This is a genomic window from Kineosporia sp. R_H_3, from assembly GCF_002198675.1.
Classification (GTDB): domain Bacteria; phylum Actinomycetota; class Actinomycetes; order Actinomycetales; family Kineosporiaceae; genus R-H-3.
In genome coordinates, this window is the sequence record NZ_MWLL01000222.1 from 1 (window position 1) to 14,379 (window position 14,379).

The 14,379-nt window shown below is 75.0% G+C and carries 14 protein-coding genes; 5 read left to right on the top strand and 9 right to left on the bottom strand.

All coding sequences use genetic code 11. The features are described from left to right. The 4 genes from ECOMGDLI_RS28085 to ECOMGDLI_RS28100 all read left to right on the top strand — a co-directional run. Window positions 1-492 (top strand): class F sortase (locus ECOMGDLI_RS28085; RefSeq protein WP_198955250.1); only part of this gene is annotated, 492 nt, incomplete at its 5' end. Window positions 493-577: 85 nt separating this feature from the next. Beyond that, window positions 578-1,042: a hypothetical protein gene (locus ECOMGDLI_RS36130; RefSeq protein ID WP_088320154.1), complete on the top strand. Its 465-nt coding sequence runs from the start codon at window positions 578-580 to the stop codon at window positions 1,040-1,042. Next, window positions 1,039-1,374: a transcriptional regulator gene (locus ECOMGDLI_RS36135; protein WP_233153658.1), complete on the top strand. Its 336-nt coding sequence runs from the start codon at window positions 1,039-1,041 to the stop codon at window positions 1,372-1,374. Before ECOMGDLI_RS36130 ends, ECOMGDLI_RS36135 begins: the two co-directional genes overlap by 4 nt. Window positions 1,375-1,428: 54 nt before the next feature. Continuing rightward, window positions 1,429-2,826 carry a DNA polymerase IV gene (locus ECOMGDLI_RS28100; RefSeq protein ID WP_088320155.1) on the top strand — a complete coding sequence of 466 codons (1,398 nt, stop codon included), beginning with the start codon at window positions 1,429-1,431 and terminating at the stop codon, window positions 2,824-2,826. On the opposite strand, the gene ECOMGDLI_RS28105 is transcribed toward ECOMGDLI_RS28100, so the two are convergent. Genes ECOMGDLI_RS28105 through ECOMGDLI_RS28120 form a run of 4 tightly spaced genes read right to left on the bottom strand, consistent with a single transcriptional unit; the run spans window position 2,720 to window position 6,030 of the window. Beyond that, entirely contained in the window at window positions 2,720-3,448 is a 729-nt protein-coding gene (locus tag ECOMGDLI_RS28105; RefSeq protein WP_088320156.1) for a DUF998 domain-containing protein, read from the bottom strand. The genes ECOMGDLI_RS28100 and ECOMGDLI_RS28105 overlap by 107 nt on opposite strands. A gap of 43 nt (window positions 3,449-3,491) precedes the next feature. Continuing rightward, a complete protein-coding gene (locus ECOMGDLI_RS28110; RefSeq protein WP_198955251.1) occupies window positions 3,492-4,058 on the bottom strand; it encodes a GAF domain-containing protein in 567 nt (188 codons plus the stop codon). Continuing rightward, window positions 4,055-4,354 carry a hypothetical protein gene (locus ECOMGDLI_RS28115; protein ID WP_088320157.1) on the bottom strand — a complete coding sequence of 100 codons (300 nt, stop codon included), beginning with the start codon at window positions 4,352-4,354 and terminating at the stop codon, window positions 4,055-4,057. Before ECOMGDLI_RS28115 ends, ECOMGDLI_RS28110 begins: the two co-directional genes overlap by 4 nt. Before the next feature lie 35 nt (window positions 4,355-4,389). After that, on the bottom strand, window positions 4,390-6,030 hold the full coding sequence (locus tag ECOMGDLI_RS28120; RefSeq protein ID WP_143447992.1) for a methyl-accepting chemotaxis protein: 1,641 nt from the start codon (window positions 6,028-6,030) through the stop codon (window positions 4,390-4,392). A 216-nt stretch (window positions 6,031-6,246) separates the two neighbouring features. On the opposite strand from ECOMGDLI_RS28120, the gene ECOMGDLI_RS28125 reads away from it, so the two are divergent. Continuing rightward, on the top strand, window positions 6,247-7,002 hold the full coding sequence (locus tag ECOMGDLI_RS28125; protein ID WP_088320159.1) for a glycoside hydrolase family 16 protein: 756 nt from the start codon (window positions 6,247-6,249) through the stop codon (window positions 7,000-7,002). Window positions 7,003-7,057: 55 nt separating this feature from the next. On the opposite strand, the gene ECOMGDLI_RS28130 is transcribed toward ECOMGDLI_RS28125, so the two are convergent. From ECOMGDLI_RS28130 to ECOMGDLI_RS28150, 5 genes are all read right to left on the bottom strand, one after another. Further along, complete coding sequence (locus ECOMGDLI_RS28130) at window positions 7,058-8,017, bottom strand: alpha/beta hydrolase (protein ID WP_088320160.1); 960 nt, start codon at window positions 8,015-8,017, stop codon at window positions 7,058-7,060. 124 nt (window positions 8,018-8,141) lie between these two features. Next, entirely contained in the window at window positions 8,142-9,398 is a 1,257-nt protein-coding gene (locus tag ECOMGDLI_RS28135) for a hypothetical protein (RefSeq protein ID WP_198955252.1), read from the bottom strand. Continuing rightward, a complete protein-coding gene (locus tag ECOMGDLI_RS28140) occupies window positions 9,395-11,668 on the bottom strand; it encodes a right-handed parallel beta-helix repeat-containing protein (RefSeq protein ID WP_088320161.1) in 2,274 nt (757 codons plus the stop codon). Before ECOMGDLI_RS28140 ends, ECOMGDLI_RS28135 begins: the two co-directional genes overlap by 4 nt. Beyond that, entirely contained in the window at window positions 11,661-12,995 is a 1,335-nt protein-coding gene (locus tag ECOMGDLI_RS28145; RefSeq protein WP_088320162.1) for a glycosyltransferase, read from the bottom strand. The genes ECOMGDLI_RS28140 and ECOMGDLI_RS28145 overlap by 8 nt, the downstream gene beginning before the upstream one ends. 365 nt (window positions 12,996-13,360) lie before the next feature. Next, a complete protein-coding gene (locus ECOMGDLI_RS28150; protein ID WP_088320163.1) occupies window positions 13,361-14,266 on the bottom strand; it encodes a hypothetical protein in 906 nt (301 codons plus the stop codon). Between the last annotated feature and the right edge of the window lie 113 nt (window positions 14,267-14,379).

Genomic DNA, 14,379 nt, shown 5'->3' on the forward strand with positions numbered 1-14,379 from the left:
ACGCCGCCGCCCGCGGCGGCGGCCCGCGACGCGTCGGCCCCGGAGCCGTTCGTGCCCCGGTACCTCGTGCTCCCCTCGGGCGGGCGGGCCGCGGTGGAGCGGGCCGGCACGGCGGACGACGGCTCGCTCACCGTCCCGGACGACCCGTCGCGCGTGGGCTGGTGGACCGGGGGAGCGCGGGTGGGTGACCCGTTCGGCAGCATCGTGCTCGCAGGGCACGTCGACTCGCGCCGGTACGGCGTCGGGGTGCTCGCCGAGCTCACCAGGGTCCGGCCGGGGCAGCGCATCACGGTCGGTGCCGGCGGCCGGACCATGACCTTCCGGGTCAACGAGGTCCGCGAGGTGCCGAAGGCGCGGCTCGCCTCGGGGACCGACGCGTTCTCGCAGACCGTCGCGCCGCGCCTGGTGCTCATCACCTGCTCCGGCCCGTTCGACCCGGTGCGGCGCGCCTACGAGGACAACCTCGTGGTCGTCGCGACGCCCGTCGCGTAGTGCTGCCGGCGCTGCAAGCACTTGACGCACTGGAAAGTACTTCTTAGGTTGGATTCATCACGAATCGGACTTAGGGGGATGAATCATGCAGGACATCACGCCGCAGGAAGCCCGCGAGCGGCTCGCCAGGGCCGAGGGCACCGGTATCGACGACGACGCCGACCGCAGGGTCCACGGCCTCGCCACGACGGCCTTCGGGCTCGTCATCGGGCTCTACGTCGCCGTTCAGCAGCGGCTCGACGAGGCGCCGTGGGAAGGGGTCCTCGCCGGCGGTTACGTCGTCGTCCTCGGGGCGGTCGCGCTGTGGCAGAGCCGGGCCTCCGGCGTCGTCCCGCGGCGCAGCCGCCGGGTCGGGCGGATCGGCCTCGCCGGGACCGTGGCGGCCATGCTCACCGCCGTCGTGGTGCTCAACGTCCGCGAGGCCTCGCGCAAGCTCGCCGGTGCGGCCGCTGCTCCCGAGCCGCTCTGGGTCCTCGGGCTCACCGGCCTCGTCGTCGCGCTGCCGATGCTCGTCGCGGGCCTGCTGATCCGGCGCGGGAGGCCCGCGTGAGCACCGACGGGGTGACCGGGCCGGCGCTGGTGACGCAGCACCGGCACGCCCGGCACCGGCTCGACGAGGTCATCCACGCACCCGTCCGCCTGAGCATCGTCGCGGTCCTCGCTCAGGTCGACGAGGCCGAGTTCGCCCGGGTCCGGGACGAGGTCGAGGTCTCGGACTCGGTGCTGTCGAAGCAGGTCGCGACGCTCGAGCAGGCCGGGTACGTCAAGGTCCGCAAGGGGTACGTCGGCAAGCGGCCGCGGACCTGGCTGTCGCTGACGGGCACGGGCCGGGCCGCCTACACCTCTCACCTCGCCGCGCTGCGGGAGATCGCCGGCGCCTGAGCGCCCGCCCGCCGTGGCGCCCCGGACGGGGCCGTGGGCGATGATGTCGGGGCGATGAGATCCCGGGCCAGCGTCCTGCACGTCGACCTCGACGCGTTCTTCGCCGCGGTCGAGCAGCGGGACAAGCCCTCGCTGCGGGGGCGGCCCGTCGTCGTGGGCGGGATCGGCGGCCGCGGTGTCGTCGCGACGTGCAGCTACGAGGCGCGGGCGTACGGCGTCCGGTCGGCGATGTCGACGGTCGAGGCCCGGGCCCGCTGCCCGCACGCCGCCTACCTCGCGCCGCGGTTCGACGCCTACCGCGCGGCGTCGTCCGTCGTCATGGCGGTGCTGCGCGAGGTGAGCGGGCTCGTCGAGCAGGTGAGCATCGACGAGGCCTACCTCGACCTCGACGTGCCGCCTGGGCCCGACGCCGACGCCGGCGCCGCGCCGCGCGCCGACGACGCGACCGCCGCCGCGGCGTGGCTCAAGGCGCAGATCCACGCCCGGACGGCGCTCACGGCGTCCGTCGGCGTCGGCAGCAGCAAGCTCGTCGCGAAGATCGCCTCCGACCTCGAGAAGCCGGACGGCCTCGTCGTCGTCGCACCCGGCACCGAGGCCGACCTGCTGGCCCCGATGTCGATCCGCGCGCTGCCCGGGATCGGCCCGGCGACCCAGGCGCGGCTGGAGTCGATGGGGATCCGTACCGTCGGCGACCTCGCCCGCTCCGACGAGCTGACCCTGGTGCCGCTCCTCGGCCGGTCGGCGGGCACCGGGCTGCTCGCCCTCGCGAACGCGCGGGACGACCGCCCGGTCGTCGCCGAGCGCGACGCCAAGTCGGTCTCCCACGAGCAGACGTTCGCCACCGACGTGACGGACAAGCGGCTCCTGCGCGACCACCTCCTCGTCATGGTCGGCAAGGTGGTCCGCCGCCTGGTCGCGGAGAAGCTGACCGCGCGGACCGTCGTCCTCAAGACCCGCACGCACGACTTCGCGACCCACACCCGGTCGACGACGCTGCCGCACCCCACGGACGACGAGCGGCTCGTCCGGCGCTGCGCGCTCACGCTGCTCGACGGGCTCGACGCGGCGGACGGCGTCCGGCTGCTCGGCGTCGGTGTCGCCGGGTTGTCCACCTTCGCCCAGGCGGACCTGCTCGCCGACATCGACGCCGCGGACGACGACCCGCCCGTGGCCCCGGGCGCCGCGGACTCCTCGGAGGATGACCACGACGACCACGGGGACGACGCCGACCCGCTCCACGACGCGCTCTTCGGCCCGGTGCCGGACCGGCAGTGGCGGCCCGGGCAGGACGTCGTCCATGCCGGGCACGGCGCCGGCTGGGTGTGGGGCAGCGGGCGCAGCGTCGTCACGGTCCGGTTCGAGGGCCCCCGTACGGGTCCGGGCCCGGTCCGTTCGTTCGCGGTCGACGACCCGGACCTGCTGCCGGCGGAGCCACCGCCGTGGCCGCCGTGACGGGTGCCCGCGGGCCCGCGGGCCGGCAGCCGAGGACCACCACGAGCGGCCACAGCGCCTGCGCTCCCGCGGCGGCGCGTTCGGCGAGCCCGAGCCGGGGGCCGGCCCCGAAGAGCTCGATGCCGAACCAGCCGACGAGGGCGAGCAGGAGCCCGGCGGCGGCGAGCCGGACGGGCCGCTGGAGCGGGAACGGGGCCCGCGGTGCGCCGTCGCGGCCCGGCGGCAGGGCGGGCCAGACCGCGAGGGCCACGAAGGCGGTCGTCGCGAAGGCCGTGTGCGGCACCGACCCTCCGTCGGCCGGCAGCGGGGCCGCCGCCACGCCGATGGTGGCCAGTCCGCCGAGCCCGAGGGCGGCCCGCCCGGCCCGCGGCGCCGTCCGCAGCGCCGCCGAGGTCGCGAGGTGGCAGAGCCCGACCCCGACGAGCGCGGCGGTCATGATCCCGCGCCGGGTCGCGCCGAGCCCGGCGAGCGCGCTGATCGTCTCGCGGACCGGGTCGAACGTGCCCGGCTGGAGGGCCGCCGCCCAGGTCCAGCCGCCGACGAGCAGGACCGGCGCCGCCGTGGCGGAAACGAGCCCCCACCAAGGGATCCCGGTGGGACGACGTGCCGTGCCCAGCCGCATCCGCCCACCCTAGACGGCGCCCCCTCGTGCTGCGCGCCGCGGGTCAGTCGGCGGCCGCCGGTGACTGCGTGTACTCGGCCAGGACGCGGCTGACCTCCAGGCCCGCCTCGTGCAGGGCCGCGAGGTGCTCCGCCGTGTACTCCTCGGGCTGCCGGCCCAGCACGCAGTGCGCTCCGAGGACCTGGCCGGACGAACCCGTCAGCGGAACGCCGCAGTAGCTCGCGATGCCGTCCTGCGTGACGAGCGGGTTGGCCAGCTGCCGGGGGTCGCGGGCGGCGTCCTCGACGACGTACGGCCGGCCGGAGAGGACGGCGTTCGCGCAGAACGACCACTCGACGGGCGTGCCGCCCGCGGCGGCCATCCAGCCGTCGAGGCCGTCGCTGCCGGCGATGAGCTGCACGGAGTCGAGCACGAGCGTGATGAGGCTGATCGTCGCGCCGAGCCGCTCGCGGGTGTCGCGGGCGATGGCGTCGAGCCGGGCCCGCAGGACCGGGTCGTCGAGGTCGATGCGGGCCAGCTCACGCATCCGGTCCGGGTCGGCCAGCAGGCGCATGGTGACCTCCTCGGCGGTCGGGGCCGGCTGCTCGGGGCGGGGGACGGGGATGCTCACCGGAGGTTCCTCACGATCTCCGCTGTCGCGGCGAGGTGCTCGTAGGAGGACAGGCGGATGGTGACGGCCCGCGCGCACAGCGCGATGACCGGGTCGCCCGAGGTCTTCATGGCCGCGACGACGCGCTCCACGGCGTCGTCGCCGTGCGGCTGCGCGCCGTCCAGCCCGGCGGAGCTCAGCAGACCGGCCCACACCGCGTCCGCGGTGACCGGGCTGACCCGCCGGACGGCGGCGCGGATCTGGTCGAGGTCGGGCCTGCGCAGGCCGTACGCGGCGACGACCGGCGGCTCTGCCATGTCGGGACCTCCTGTCCGTGCCGGAACCCGGCGGTTCAGTAGCGGAATCGGGCGACGAGGGTGTTGAGGTTCTGCGCGAACGTCGCGACGTCGTCCGAGGCGTCCTTGCTGCCCTGGGCGCCCTGCGCGGCGGCACGGCTCACCTCGGCGACGCCGGCGACCACCCGGATCACCTCGCTGCTGCCCGCGGCGGCGACCCCGAGAGACCGGCTCATCCCGCTCGTCGTGGCGGCCTGCTCCTCGACGGCCGAGGCGATGGTCATGCTGAACTCGTTGATCTGGCCGATGACCTCACGGATCCCGGTGACCGCCTCGGCCGCCGCGGACGTCGTGTTCTGGATCGACGTGATCCGGCCGGTGATGTCCTCGGTCGCGCGGGCCGTCTGGTGCGCGAGCTGCTTGACCTCCTCGGCGACGACGGCGAAGCCCTTCCCCGCCGCTCCGGCGCGGGCGGCCTCGATGGTCGCGTTGAGCGCCAGCAGGTTGGTCTGCTCGGCGATGGCCGTGATGAGGCGGACGACCGAGTCGATCTCGGCGCTCGCGGCCCCGAGCTGCTCGATCTGCTCGTTCGCGGCGTCGGCGGCGACGACGGACTCGTTGGCCACGGCCGCGGCCCGCGAGGCGTTGGTGGCGATCTCGGCGACGGACGCGGCCATCTGCTCGGCGCCGGCCATCACCGACTGCACCTCCTCGTCGACCTGGGTCGAGCCGGTCCGGGCCTCGGTGGCACGGTCGGCGGCGTCCTTGGCCCCCCGGCTCAGGTCCTCGGAGACGGCGGATAGCTCGAGCGCGGCCTCGGCGAGCGAGCCGCCCGTCGCGGCGAGGTCGCGCATCATCGACTGCAGCGAGCGGACCGCGGTGTCGATGCCGTCGCCCATCGCGCCGAACTCGTCCCCGCGCCGCAGGTCGCACGTGCGGGTGAGGTCGCCGGCGGCGAGGCCGGCGGCCACGGACGCGACCGTCTGCAGCGGGCGGACGATGCTGCGGCCGATCGCCCGCCAGAGCAGGACGAGGAGCAGCGCGGAGACCGCGGCGGCCCCGGTGAGGGTCCGCGTCGCGGAGGAGCGGGCCGCGCCGACTGCGGCCGTCGCGTCGGAGACGTGGTCGCCCAGGGTGTCCCCGATCCGGGGCATGGCCTCCTCGACCTCCGAGAAGGACGTCCGGAAGTCCGTCATCGACGCGGCCGTCGCGGTGCCGGCGATCCCGCCGTCCGCGGCGCGGCGCGCCTCCTCGAGGTACACGGCGACGAGCGGGGCGACCGCGTCGGCGGCCCGGCGGACGTCGGCCGGCATGGTCCCCGCCCGGAAGGTGGCGACACCGTCCGACAGGATCGCGGCGTGGTCGTCGAGCTCGGCGCGCGCCTCGCGCCCCGACGCGCTGTCGCCGTCGAGGATCGCCTGCTGCACGTCGCCCTTGACCGCGTCGTGCGCCATGTCGGCCTCGAGAGCCAGTCGGGTCATCTTCTGCAACGACTCGAGGCGCTCGGCCTGCGTCGAGGCGGCCCGCAGCTCCTGCACGCCCACCGCGCCGACCGCGAGGAGGGCGACGAGGGCGACCCCGACGAGGGTGGCGAGCTTGACGGCGACGGACCGGTCGTCCAGCCAGGCCGACGGGCCACGCGTGACGACGGTGTGCGGCTGCGTCGTAGGTCCCGGGTCGCCATGGACTGGCGTCACGAGGTCCCTCCTCCATGGATCGATGTCCTGCAACCCTGCGGATACCTCGGGTGTCGACAGGACGTCGGGCCACATTGAGGCGGGCGGTCAGAGCCGGGATCGTTCCCATGACCGGGTGCGCCCGGTGTCGTCGGCCGGCCCCGGTCACTTCGGGAGGCGGCCGGTCGCCGCGGATGGCGTCATGGTGGCCTGGAGACCTCGTGGGAGGGGCGGCGGATGACCTGCACGTCGTGGTCGGAGGAGTTCGTCGGCCCGCCGGGTGCGGGCCCGGACGCGGAGGTGTGGGGGTTCGACCTCGGGGCGGGCGGCTGGGGCTGCGGTCAGCTGCAGGACTACACCGATCGTTCCGACAACGCGCGGCTCGACGGGCACGGCCGGCTCGAGGTCGTCGCGCTCCGGGAACCGGCCGGGGCGTCGTCCGGCGGCCGGGTGACGTCCGCGCGCCTGACCACCAAGGGACGCCTGCACCTACGGTTCGGGACGGTCGAGGCCCGGATCAAGGTGCCTGCGGCCCGCGCCACGTGGCCGGCCTTCTGGATGCTCGGCGCGGACATCGACGAGGTGGGCTGGCCGGCCTGCGGCGAGATCGACGTCATGGAGCAGGTGGGCAGCGATCCCGTCGGCGTGCACGGGACCGCGCACGGGCCGGGCTTCGCCGGGCTGGACGGCGGCATCGGGCGGACCGAGCGTCGCGGCGTCGACCTCTCCGAGGACTTCCACGTCTACGGCGTGGACTGGCAGCCGGGCCGCATCACCTGGCACCTCGACGGGCGTGCGTACTCCAGCCTGACGCCGGCCGACACCCCGCAGGGGAGCTGGCCGTTCACGCACGACGCGTACCTCGTCCTCAACCTGGCCGTCGGCGGCGCCTGGCCCGGGCTGGGGCAGGTGACGGCGGGACTGCCGGCGACGATGACGGTCGACTGGGTCAGGGTGCGGGACAGCACCGTCACCCTGCCGGGTCGCGGCTGAACCGTGCGCAGCCCGGGCCGTTGCCGCCCGGGCTGCGCACTCACGCGGCGGGCAGTCAGGCGAGAGCCCGGCGCAGCGCGTCGATCCGCATGGCCCAGATCCGGCGGGACAGCGCGGCGTCCGGGGCGAAGACCTCGGACGCGTGGTAGCTGCCGGGGTTGACGTGGAGCTCGCAGGGGACGCCGGCCTGCATGAGGCGGTTCGCGAACGCGACGTCCTCGTCGCGGAACAGGTCGACCGTGCCGACGTCGATGAACGCCGGGGGCAGCCCGCTGAGGTCGGTGGCCCGGGCCGGCGCGGCGTAGTGGTCGGCGGGCTTGCCGCCGAGGTACCAGGCCCAGGCCTCGATGTTGCCCGCCCGGTCCCAGATCCCGATGTCGGTGATCTCGTGGCTCGAGCCGGAGGTGTTCGTGTCGTCGATCATCGGGTAGATCGGCATCATGAAGGCCAGCGCGGGGCCGCTACGGTCCCGGGCGAGGAGCACGGTGCCGAGCGCGAGGCCGCCGCCGGCGCTGCCCCCGTAGATCGCCAGCCGGGTCGGGTCGATGCCGAGGCCGGCCGCGTTCGCCGCCGTCCAGGTGAGCCCGGCGTAGCAGTCCTCGACGGGGGCCGGGTGCGGGTTCTCGGGCGCGAGCCGGTACTCCACGGAGACGACGATGGCGCCGACCTCCTCGCAGAGCCGCGCCGCGTTGGCGTCCTCGCCGGCGACGTCGCCGAGGACCATGCCGCCGCCGTGGATGTAGTAGATGCCCGGCAGCGTCGCGGTGGCCGCGGAGGTCCCCACGGGGCGGTAGATCCGCACGCTGATGTCGGGGTCGCCCTCCGGGCCGGGCACGGTGCGGTCCTCGGTCGTGACGTTCGGGTTCGGCGGGACAGGCATCGAGGCGAGGATCTGCGCGACGGTGGCGCGCCGGGCGACGATGTCGGGGATCGCGTTGAAGCCACCGGGCAGGAAGCCGACCAGGGCGTCGAGCGGGACCCGGGACTCCGGGTCGATGAGGTCACGACGGGACATGTTCCCTCCAGCGGGGTGGACGTGGACGGGCGCCGGACCGGTGCGGTCCGGCCGCGGCCCGACAGTACGGCCGTCACGCCGGGGCGGGAAGAGGGCGGGAGGTGTCGAGGGTCGAGGGCGTGCGTCAGGTGCAGGGCCGGTTGGAGAGCCCGCCCGCCGCACCCGTGGCCCTGTTGCTGCAGGCCACGGTGTTCGGCACGTCCTTGTGGAGGTAGTACCCCACGCCGCTGCCGCCGGCGAGGTCCGCGACGTTGCCGCGGAAGGTGTTGTCGCGCCCCCAGCCGTCGGCGACGACATGGGTCTGGAAGCCGTCCATGGGCGAGCGCGTGCCGCGGTTGCCGGTGACGAGCCACCCGTTGCCCTTGACGTCGACCCACGAGTCGGCACCGACGAGCCCGGTCCCGTCGAGGACGTTGCCGGCCACGACCCCGCCGGACGTGCCCTCCTTGACGTCGACGCTCTCGGCGGTGGTCGGCCCGATCCTGTTGTCCAGCACGAAGTTGCCGTCGCTGCGGTCCGGGTCGCAGCCGTTGACGTCGCACCAGTTGCTCTCGGCGGAGCCGACGTAGACGCCCTCGCCGAACTTCTCCTTGCGCCGGCCGGTGTCCCGGATCGTCAGGCCGCGCACGACGTTCCCGGTGCTCTGCCGGCGCAGGTGGACGGCCTCGTCGCCGATCTCCTCGACGAGCAGGTCCTGCAGCGCGTTGCCTCGGCCGCCGTCGACCATGACGCCCTTCTGGCCGTTGCGGACGGTGAAGCCCGAGACCCGCCACCCGGTGGCACCGTCCAGGTGGAGCACGTACCCGCCGGAGGTCGAGCCGCCGTCGAGCACCGCGGACCGCCCGCCGCACAGGTAGACCGGTGCGTCCGGGGTCGCCTTCGCCGTCGCGACGAACGCGCCGGTGTAGACGCCGTCCGCGAGGATGATCGCGTCGCCGGCCGAGGCGGCCGCCAGTGCGGCGGTGAGCTGGGCGGCCGACGTGACCCGGGTCCCCGTCGCCGGGCAGTCGAACCGGGCCACCGGTGCCTTCGGCGTACCGGCAGCGACCGGCGCGCCACCGCCCTGGTCCTGCCCACCGGCGGTCGTGCTGACGCCGGAGGCCGTCGACGGCACGACCGGCTCCACCGTGGGGGTGACCGCCCCGGTACCGGTCGCGCGGTCCGAGGGCGGGACCGCCGCGGAGGGCGACGGCACCGGCCCGCGGACCGTGACGACGGCGTCGTCCGGTCCGCCGCCCAGCAGCCCCCCGACCCCGACGCCGGCCGCGAAGACGGTGAGCGCCGCGCCACCGACGAGCGCGAGCCGGCCTCGGTCGGTCGCGAGGAACGCCCGCAGCCCGGCAGCCGTCGTCCGGCCCGACCGGGTCGTGGCCCGGGTCATCGGCCGGCCTCCAGCCGGCGGACCCAGTCCGCCAGCTCGCCGGCCGAGACCGTCGGCTCGACGGCCGTGAGGTCGATGACCCGGTGGCCCTCGTCGTACCCGTCGGGCCGTCCGCGGGACCGGCCGTGCCGCGCACGGGGTGGCGGGGGAGGGTCACCCGTGCCGTAGTAGGCCTCGACGTAGTCCGGGTGCAGCGGGGAGCCGCCGGCCGGGCCGGCCGCGGGGCTCGCCGCCGGGCTCGCCGCGGGGGCGGACGCGGGGGCGGACGCGATGCGGTGCGGTGCGGCGGTCCGCCGCGCCCCGGCCGGTTCCAGCACCCTCTCGCGCTGCGGCGCGGGCGCCGCAGCGGGCGTCGTGACCGGTGCGAGGACCCCGGCCGCCTCGAGCGCCCGTCGCTGCGCGTCCTCGATGTCGGCGATGCTCGCGGGGGACGACGGACCGGTCGGGTACGGGGTCGGCATCCCGGTGCGGCGCTTGCCGAGGGGCAGCGTGAGCAGCATGAGGATGCCGATCCCGATCCACAGCAGGGTCATCGGGTGCATGACCGTGGACAGCAGGGAGTCCTTCGTCAGCGTCACCTCCCAGCCGGACAGGTCGTTGTCCTCGACGACCGGGTCCGCGTCCTGTGCCGCCCGGACGACGTCGACGGCTGTGGTGCCGGACCCGGAGAGCCGGTTGTCCGTCACCGTCGTCCCGGCGACCGCGCCGACGAGGGTGACCGCGTGCAGGGTGGCACCGGACACGGTGTTGTCGGCGATCTCGGCCGTCGCGTCGCTGAGCCGCAGCCCCGTCGGCGAGCCGTCGACCGCGTTGCCACGGACCTCGACCCCCGCGGAGCCGCGGACGTGGATGCCGTTCGTCGCGGCGCCCCCGACCCGGTTGCCCTCGACGACGACGGCCTCGGCCCCCTCGTCGACGACGATGCCCTGGGGACCGCCGGTGACGGAGTTCGTGATGACGCGGACGTTCGCGCCGCCGACGACCCGGATCCCGGTGCGGCCGTTGTCCGCGACGGTCGACGTCGCGACGACGTTGCCGCCGAAGCTGCGCATCGACTGGCCGGACGCCGAAGGGCCGGAGGCGAGCGGTGAGCCGTCGAGCCGGATGCCGTCCCGGCGGTTCCCGCGCGCCTCGACCTGGCTCAGGGTCGTGCCCTCGACCCCCTTGGTGACGACGACCCCGTCGAGCCCGGAGCCTTCGACCCGGACCTGCTGGACCTGGGCGCTCGTCACGCTGCGGTGCAGCACGAGCCCGCTCACCGTGGAGCGCCGGATCGTGACGTTGGTGATCTTGACGCCGGAGGCCGCGGACACGAAGAGGCCGAACGCGTTCCCCTCGACGAGCGAGTCGGAGACCTCCGCGCCGACCGCCTCGAGCGAGGTCTCCTCGGCGGGGAGCCCGCCCGTCGGGAGGACCGTCGTGAGCCGGTTGGTGCTCGTGGAGCCGGTCGTCCGCTCCTTCGTGTCGGCGACGTCGATGTCAGCCCCGGTCTGCGGCCGGTCCGGGAACGAGATCGACAGCCCGCCGGTCCGGCCGCTCCAGAAGCCGAGGTTCTTCAGCGTCGCGTGGCGCACCACCGTCTGCCCGCGCGAGCGGATGTACGCCCGGCCGTCCGCGGTCTGCGGGTCGACGCGGCGCAGGGTCTCGTCCCAGCTCGTGATCGTCAGGGGGGCGGACGCCCGGCCGAGCAGGCGCAGCCGCCCGCCGTCGTTGACGATCGACACGAAGCCGCGCCCGCTGCTCGCCAGCCGGATCGTCGTCGCCTTCTGCGGCGCGAGGGAGAGGGTCGCGCCGGCATCGACGAGAAGGTGCTCGCGGAGCAGGTAGGAGCCGTCCTCGAGGGGCACGAACGTCTGCGGCGCGAGCCGGCGCAGGTCGTTGATCGTGTACGGGGAGCGCCGTGCGGTGAGCACGAGGGTGTAGCCGCCGGCCGAGCGCACCCGGTAGGGCACCTTCGGTGCGGAGACCCCGAGCGAGGTCACGGCGACCTTGATGTCGACGAGGCGCTCGTCCTCACCGGACACCAGGTCGGCCAGCCGCTCCGACTCCTCCGCCGAGACGGTGCCCGGCGCCTCGGAACCCGCGGTCTCGTCGTCCGTGTCGTCGGTACCCGGGGCCGTGGTGGACGGCGCACCGGGCTCCGTCCCGGTGCCGCGGAACGGGCGCAGCGCCGCACCGGCACCGCCCGCCGACACGACCGTGCCGGCCGCGGCGCAGGCGAGCACGACGGCCGCCGCGAGGGTCCGCCGTCCGCGGCGCGCCTCACGCACGACCGGCTCCGGTGAACGCAGGGGCCGGCCGGTGCACGGCCGGGCCGGGGAACCCGGCGGGCAGCGCCTCGGGGGCCAGGGTGTCGAAGGTCTGCCCGTCGGCGCCCTGGCGGTCCGCCGCCCGGGTGAGCCACCCCTGCTTGTTCATGGTCACCAGGGCGTAGGCCTTGATGGGCAACGAGACGAAGATGACGACGAGCGTCACGAGCGGCAGGAGGAACAGGTCGAGCGGACGCCGCACGAGGTGCGACGCGCTGCGCACGAGCCTGCCGCCCATGAGCCAGGTGGCGGCGAGGCCCGCCGAGGCCCAGGTCGCCTCGCTGCGCGAGCCGACGAGGTATCCCAGGGCCATGCCCATGGTGAGCGGTGTGAGGAGGATCTGCAGCACGGTCACCTTCGAGATGAACGGGACCCGCCAGAGCCAGCCCTGCCAGGCCGCCGTCAGGTAGGTGCGGTATGAGTTCCGGCTCCAGCGGACCCGCTGCTTGCAGAAGGCCCGGAAGGAGGTCGGGAACATGGACAGGGCGCGGGCGTTGCCCTGGTACGTCGTCCGGTAGCCGCTCGCGAGGACGAGCCAGGTGAGCCGGCCGTCGTCCCCGGCGACGCAGCGCTTGCCGAGGAAGAACTCGTGCTCGAGGTTCGGCAGCACGCTCATGACGACGCTGCGCCGGTAGGCGGCCGTCCGGCCGGACACGCAGATGACCCCGCCGCGGCGCGCCATCGCGGGCACGTAGTCGTAGTAGCGCAGGTCGATGATCCAGTCGGCGACGACCCGCCAGATGCTCGACCACCGCTGGTAGACGTTCTGCTTCGTCGACACCGCACCGACGGTGATGTCCGCGAACGGCATCTGGACGGCCTCGAGAAGGCCCGGCTCCCAACGGGTGTCGGAGTCGGTGAGGACGAGCACCTCGCCCCGGGCGGCCCGGATGCCGACGCCGAGCGCCGAGCGCTTGCCGCGGTGCTCGAAGGGGATGACCCGCAGCCGCGGGTCCCGGACCCGGGACAGCCCCTCGATGACGGCGGTGTCGGCGAGGTCCGGCACGACGATGACCTCGGACGGGTCCTGGTCCAGCCACGTGGTCAGGCAGGCGAGGAGCACGTCGACGTCCTCGCGGAACGAGGGCACGACGACGGAGGTCGTGGTACGGAACGTGTTGAGCGTCGGCCGGTAGCCGCGCGACAGGATCCACCGGTAGAGCCACAGGCTCCACACGAGGACGCCCGCCACCCCGAGCGGCATCCACTCCCGCCAGCTGGAGTCGGCGAGGTTGCCGAGCAGTCCGGAGACCGCGGAGGTCGGGTCGAAGCCGAGATAGGCCGTCATGGGTTCCTGCTCCCCGAGAACCGTGTGCCGAGTCCCCGGAGCTGCCGTGCGCAGAGCGCCTTTGCCGCAGACACCCGCCCCGAGGTCCACCGCGCCCGACGCTAGGCAGCGGCCTGCGCGGGGGCCGACGCCTTCACCGTGAGTTCACCGGCTCCTCCGCTGCGGACGTGCCGCCGAGAGGTGGCGTTCAGGCTCGTGACCTGGCGGACACAGCGCTGACGTCGTCGTCACGCCCGCGAAACACGGCGTCCCACGTCGCCGACGAGCACTGTGAGGTGCCCGAAAGCGCCCGAGGTTCACGGCCGACCGGATCGGTGCGGCCGTCACCGGACGCCGTCCGTCGTTCGCCGGTGGTCTCACCGCCCTCAGGCGCCGGCACGCAACGCCTTCATGGCCGTGCCGCGGCCGAGCACGGCCGCCGAGCCCGCCCGGGCCACCACGGTGCCGTCGAGGTTCTTGCGCGGTGCGCTCACCGTCCAGGACACGACCCCGGCGGCGACGCCGCCGTTGACCGTGAGGACGCCGGTGGCCGCGTCGAGCGAGGCGTACAGCCCGGACATCGCCTGCCCCATCGGCGTCAGCTGGACCGACGCCCGGCCCAGGTCGCCCGCGCTCCGGAAGGCCGGGTCGAGCGTGACGGTGCCCGTCGTGGTGGCCGCGCCGAGCGTGAGGGTCCCCGTCGCGACGTGGTACCCGCCCGCGCCGGAGACGACGTCGGCGTAGCCGACACCGCCGTTGGCAGTCTGGGACGGGTCGTGGACGCCGGTCAGCGCGAAGCTCGCGAAGACGGCACCGTCGACGACCTCGTCGCCGACGACGAGGCTGCCCCAGCCGCCCGCACCGCCGTCGGCGTACAGCGCCGGTCGCTGCGCCGAGACCGGCGACACCGGTGCCGCCGTCGTCGCCTGGACGCCGACGTTCTTGCCGCCCTTGCCGAACACCGCACCGGCGGTCCCGGCGGTCGTGGCCGTCGACCGCGCGTAGACCGCCCACTTCGAGGCGGACGCCGCGTCGCAGAGGATGCCGTTGCCCGCCGAGGCCTTGACGTAGAACGCGGATCCGGTGCTCGTCGACGCGACCGTCGTCCCCGACCCGCCCGAGGTGTTGCTGCGCCCGAGGAGCAGCGCGCTGCCCGCAGCAGCCTCTGCGGGTCGCGCGAGGGCCACCCCGAGGGCTCCGGCCGCCGCGGCGGCGCCGGCCGCGAGGACGGTCCGGCGGCCGTTCGGGCCGGTGGCGGTCTCACGGGCGTGGGCGGGCTGGTGCTGGGGCATCGATGACCTTCCTTGGTTCTCGACGAGGACCGCGTCGGTCGACGGGCCCGGGGGTGGACGTGGCGGCTGGCCGGACGGTCAGGGCGACGCGGTCAGGGCGCTCGGGCCGGCGG

Excerpts from the sequence above, each read along its gene's own strand:
- ECOMGDLI_RS28115 (WP_088320157.1), bottom strand. The coding sequence starts at position 4,354 with ATGGCAGAGCCGCCGGTCGTCGCCGCGTACGGCCTGCGCAGGCCCGAC.
- ECOMGDLI_RS28150 (WP_088320163.1), bottom strand. The coding sequence starts at position 14,266 with ATGCCCCAGCACCAGCCCGCCCACGCCCGTGAGACCGCCACCGGCCCG.
- ECOMGDLI_RS28135 (WP_198955252.1), bottom strand. The coding sequence starts at position 9,398 with ATGACCCGGGCCACGACCCGGTCGGGCCGGACGACGGCTGCCGGGCTG.
- ECOMGDLI_RS28145 (WP_088320162.1), bottom strand. The coding sequence starts at position 12,995 with ATGACGGCCTATCTCGGCTTCGACCCGACCTCCGCGGTCTCCGGACTG.
- ECOMGDLI_RS28105 (WP_088320156.1), bottom strand. The coding sequence starts at position 3,448 with ATGCGGCTGGGCACGGCACGTCGTCCCACCGGGATCCCTTGGTGGGGG.
- ECOMGDLI_RS28100 (WP_088320155.1), top strand. The coding sequence starts at position 1,429 with ATGAGATCCCGGGCCAGCGTCCTGCACGTCGACCTCGACGCGTTCTTC.
- ECOMGDLI_RS28130 (WP_088320160.1), bottom strand. The coding sequence starts at position 8,017 with ATGTCCCGTCGTGACCTCATCGACCCGGAGTCCCGGGTCCCGCTCGAC.
- ECOMGDLI_RS36130 (WP_088320154.1), top strand. The coding sequence starts at position 578 with ATGCAGGACATCACGCCGCAGGAAGCCCGCGAGCGGCTCGCCAGGGCC.
- ECOMGDLI_RS28125 (WP_088320159.1), top strand. The coding sequence starts at position 6,247 with ATGACCTGCACGTCGTGGTCGGAGGAGTTCGTCGGCCCGCCGGGTGCG.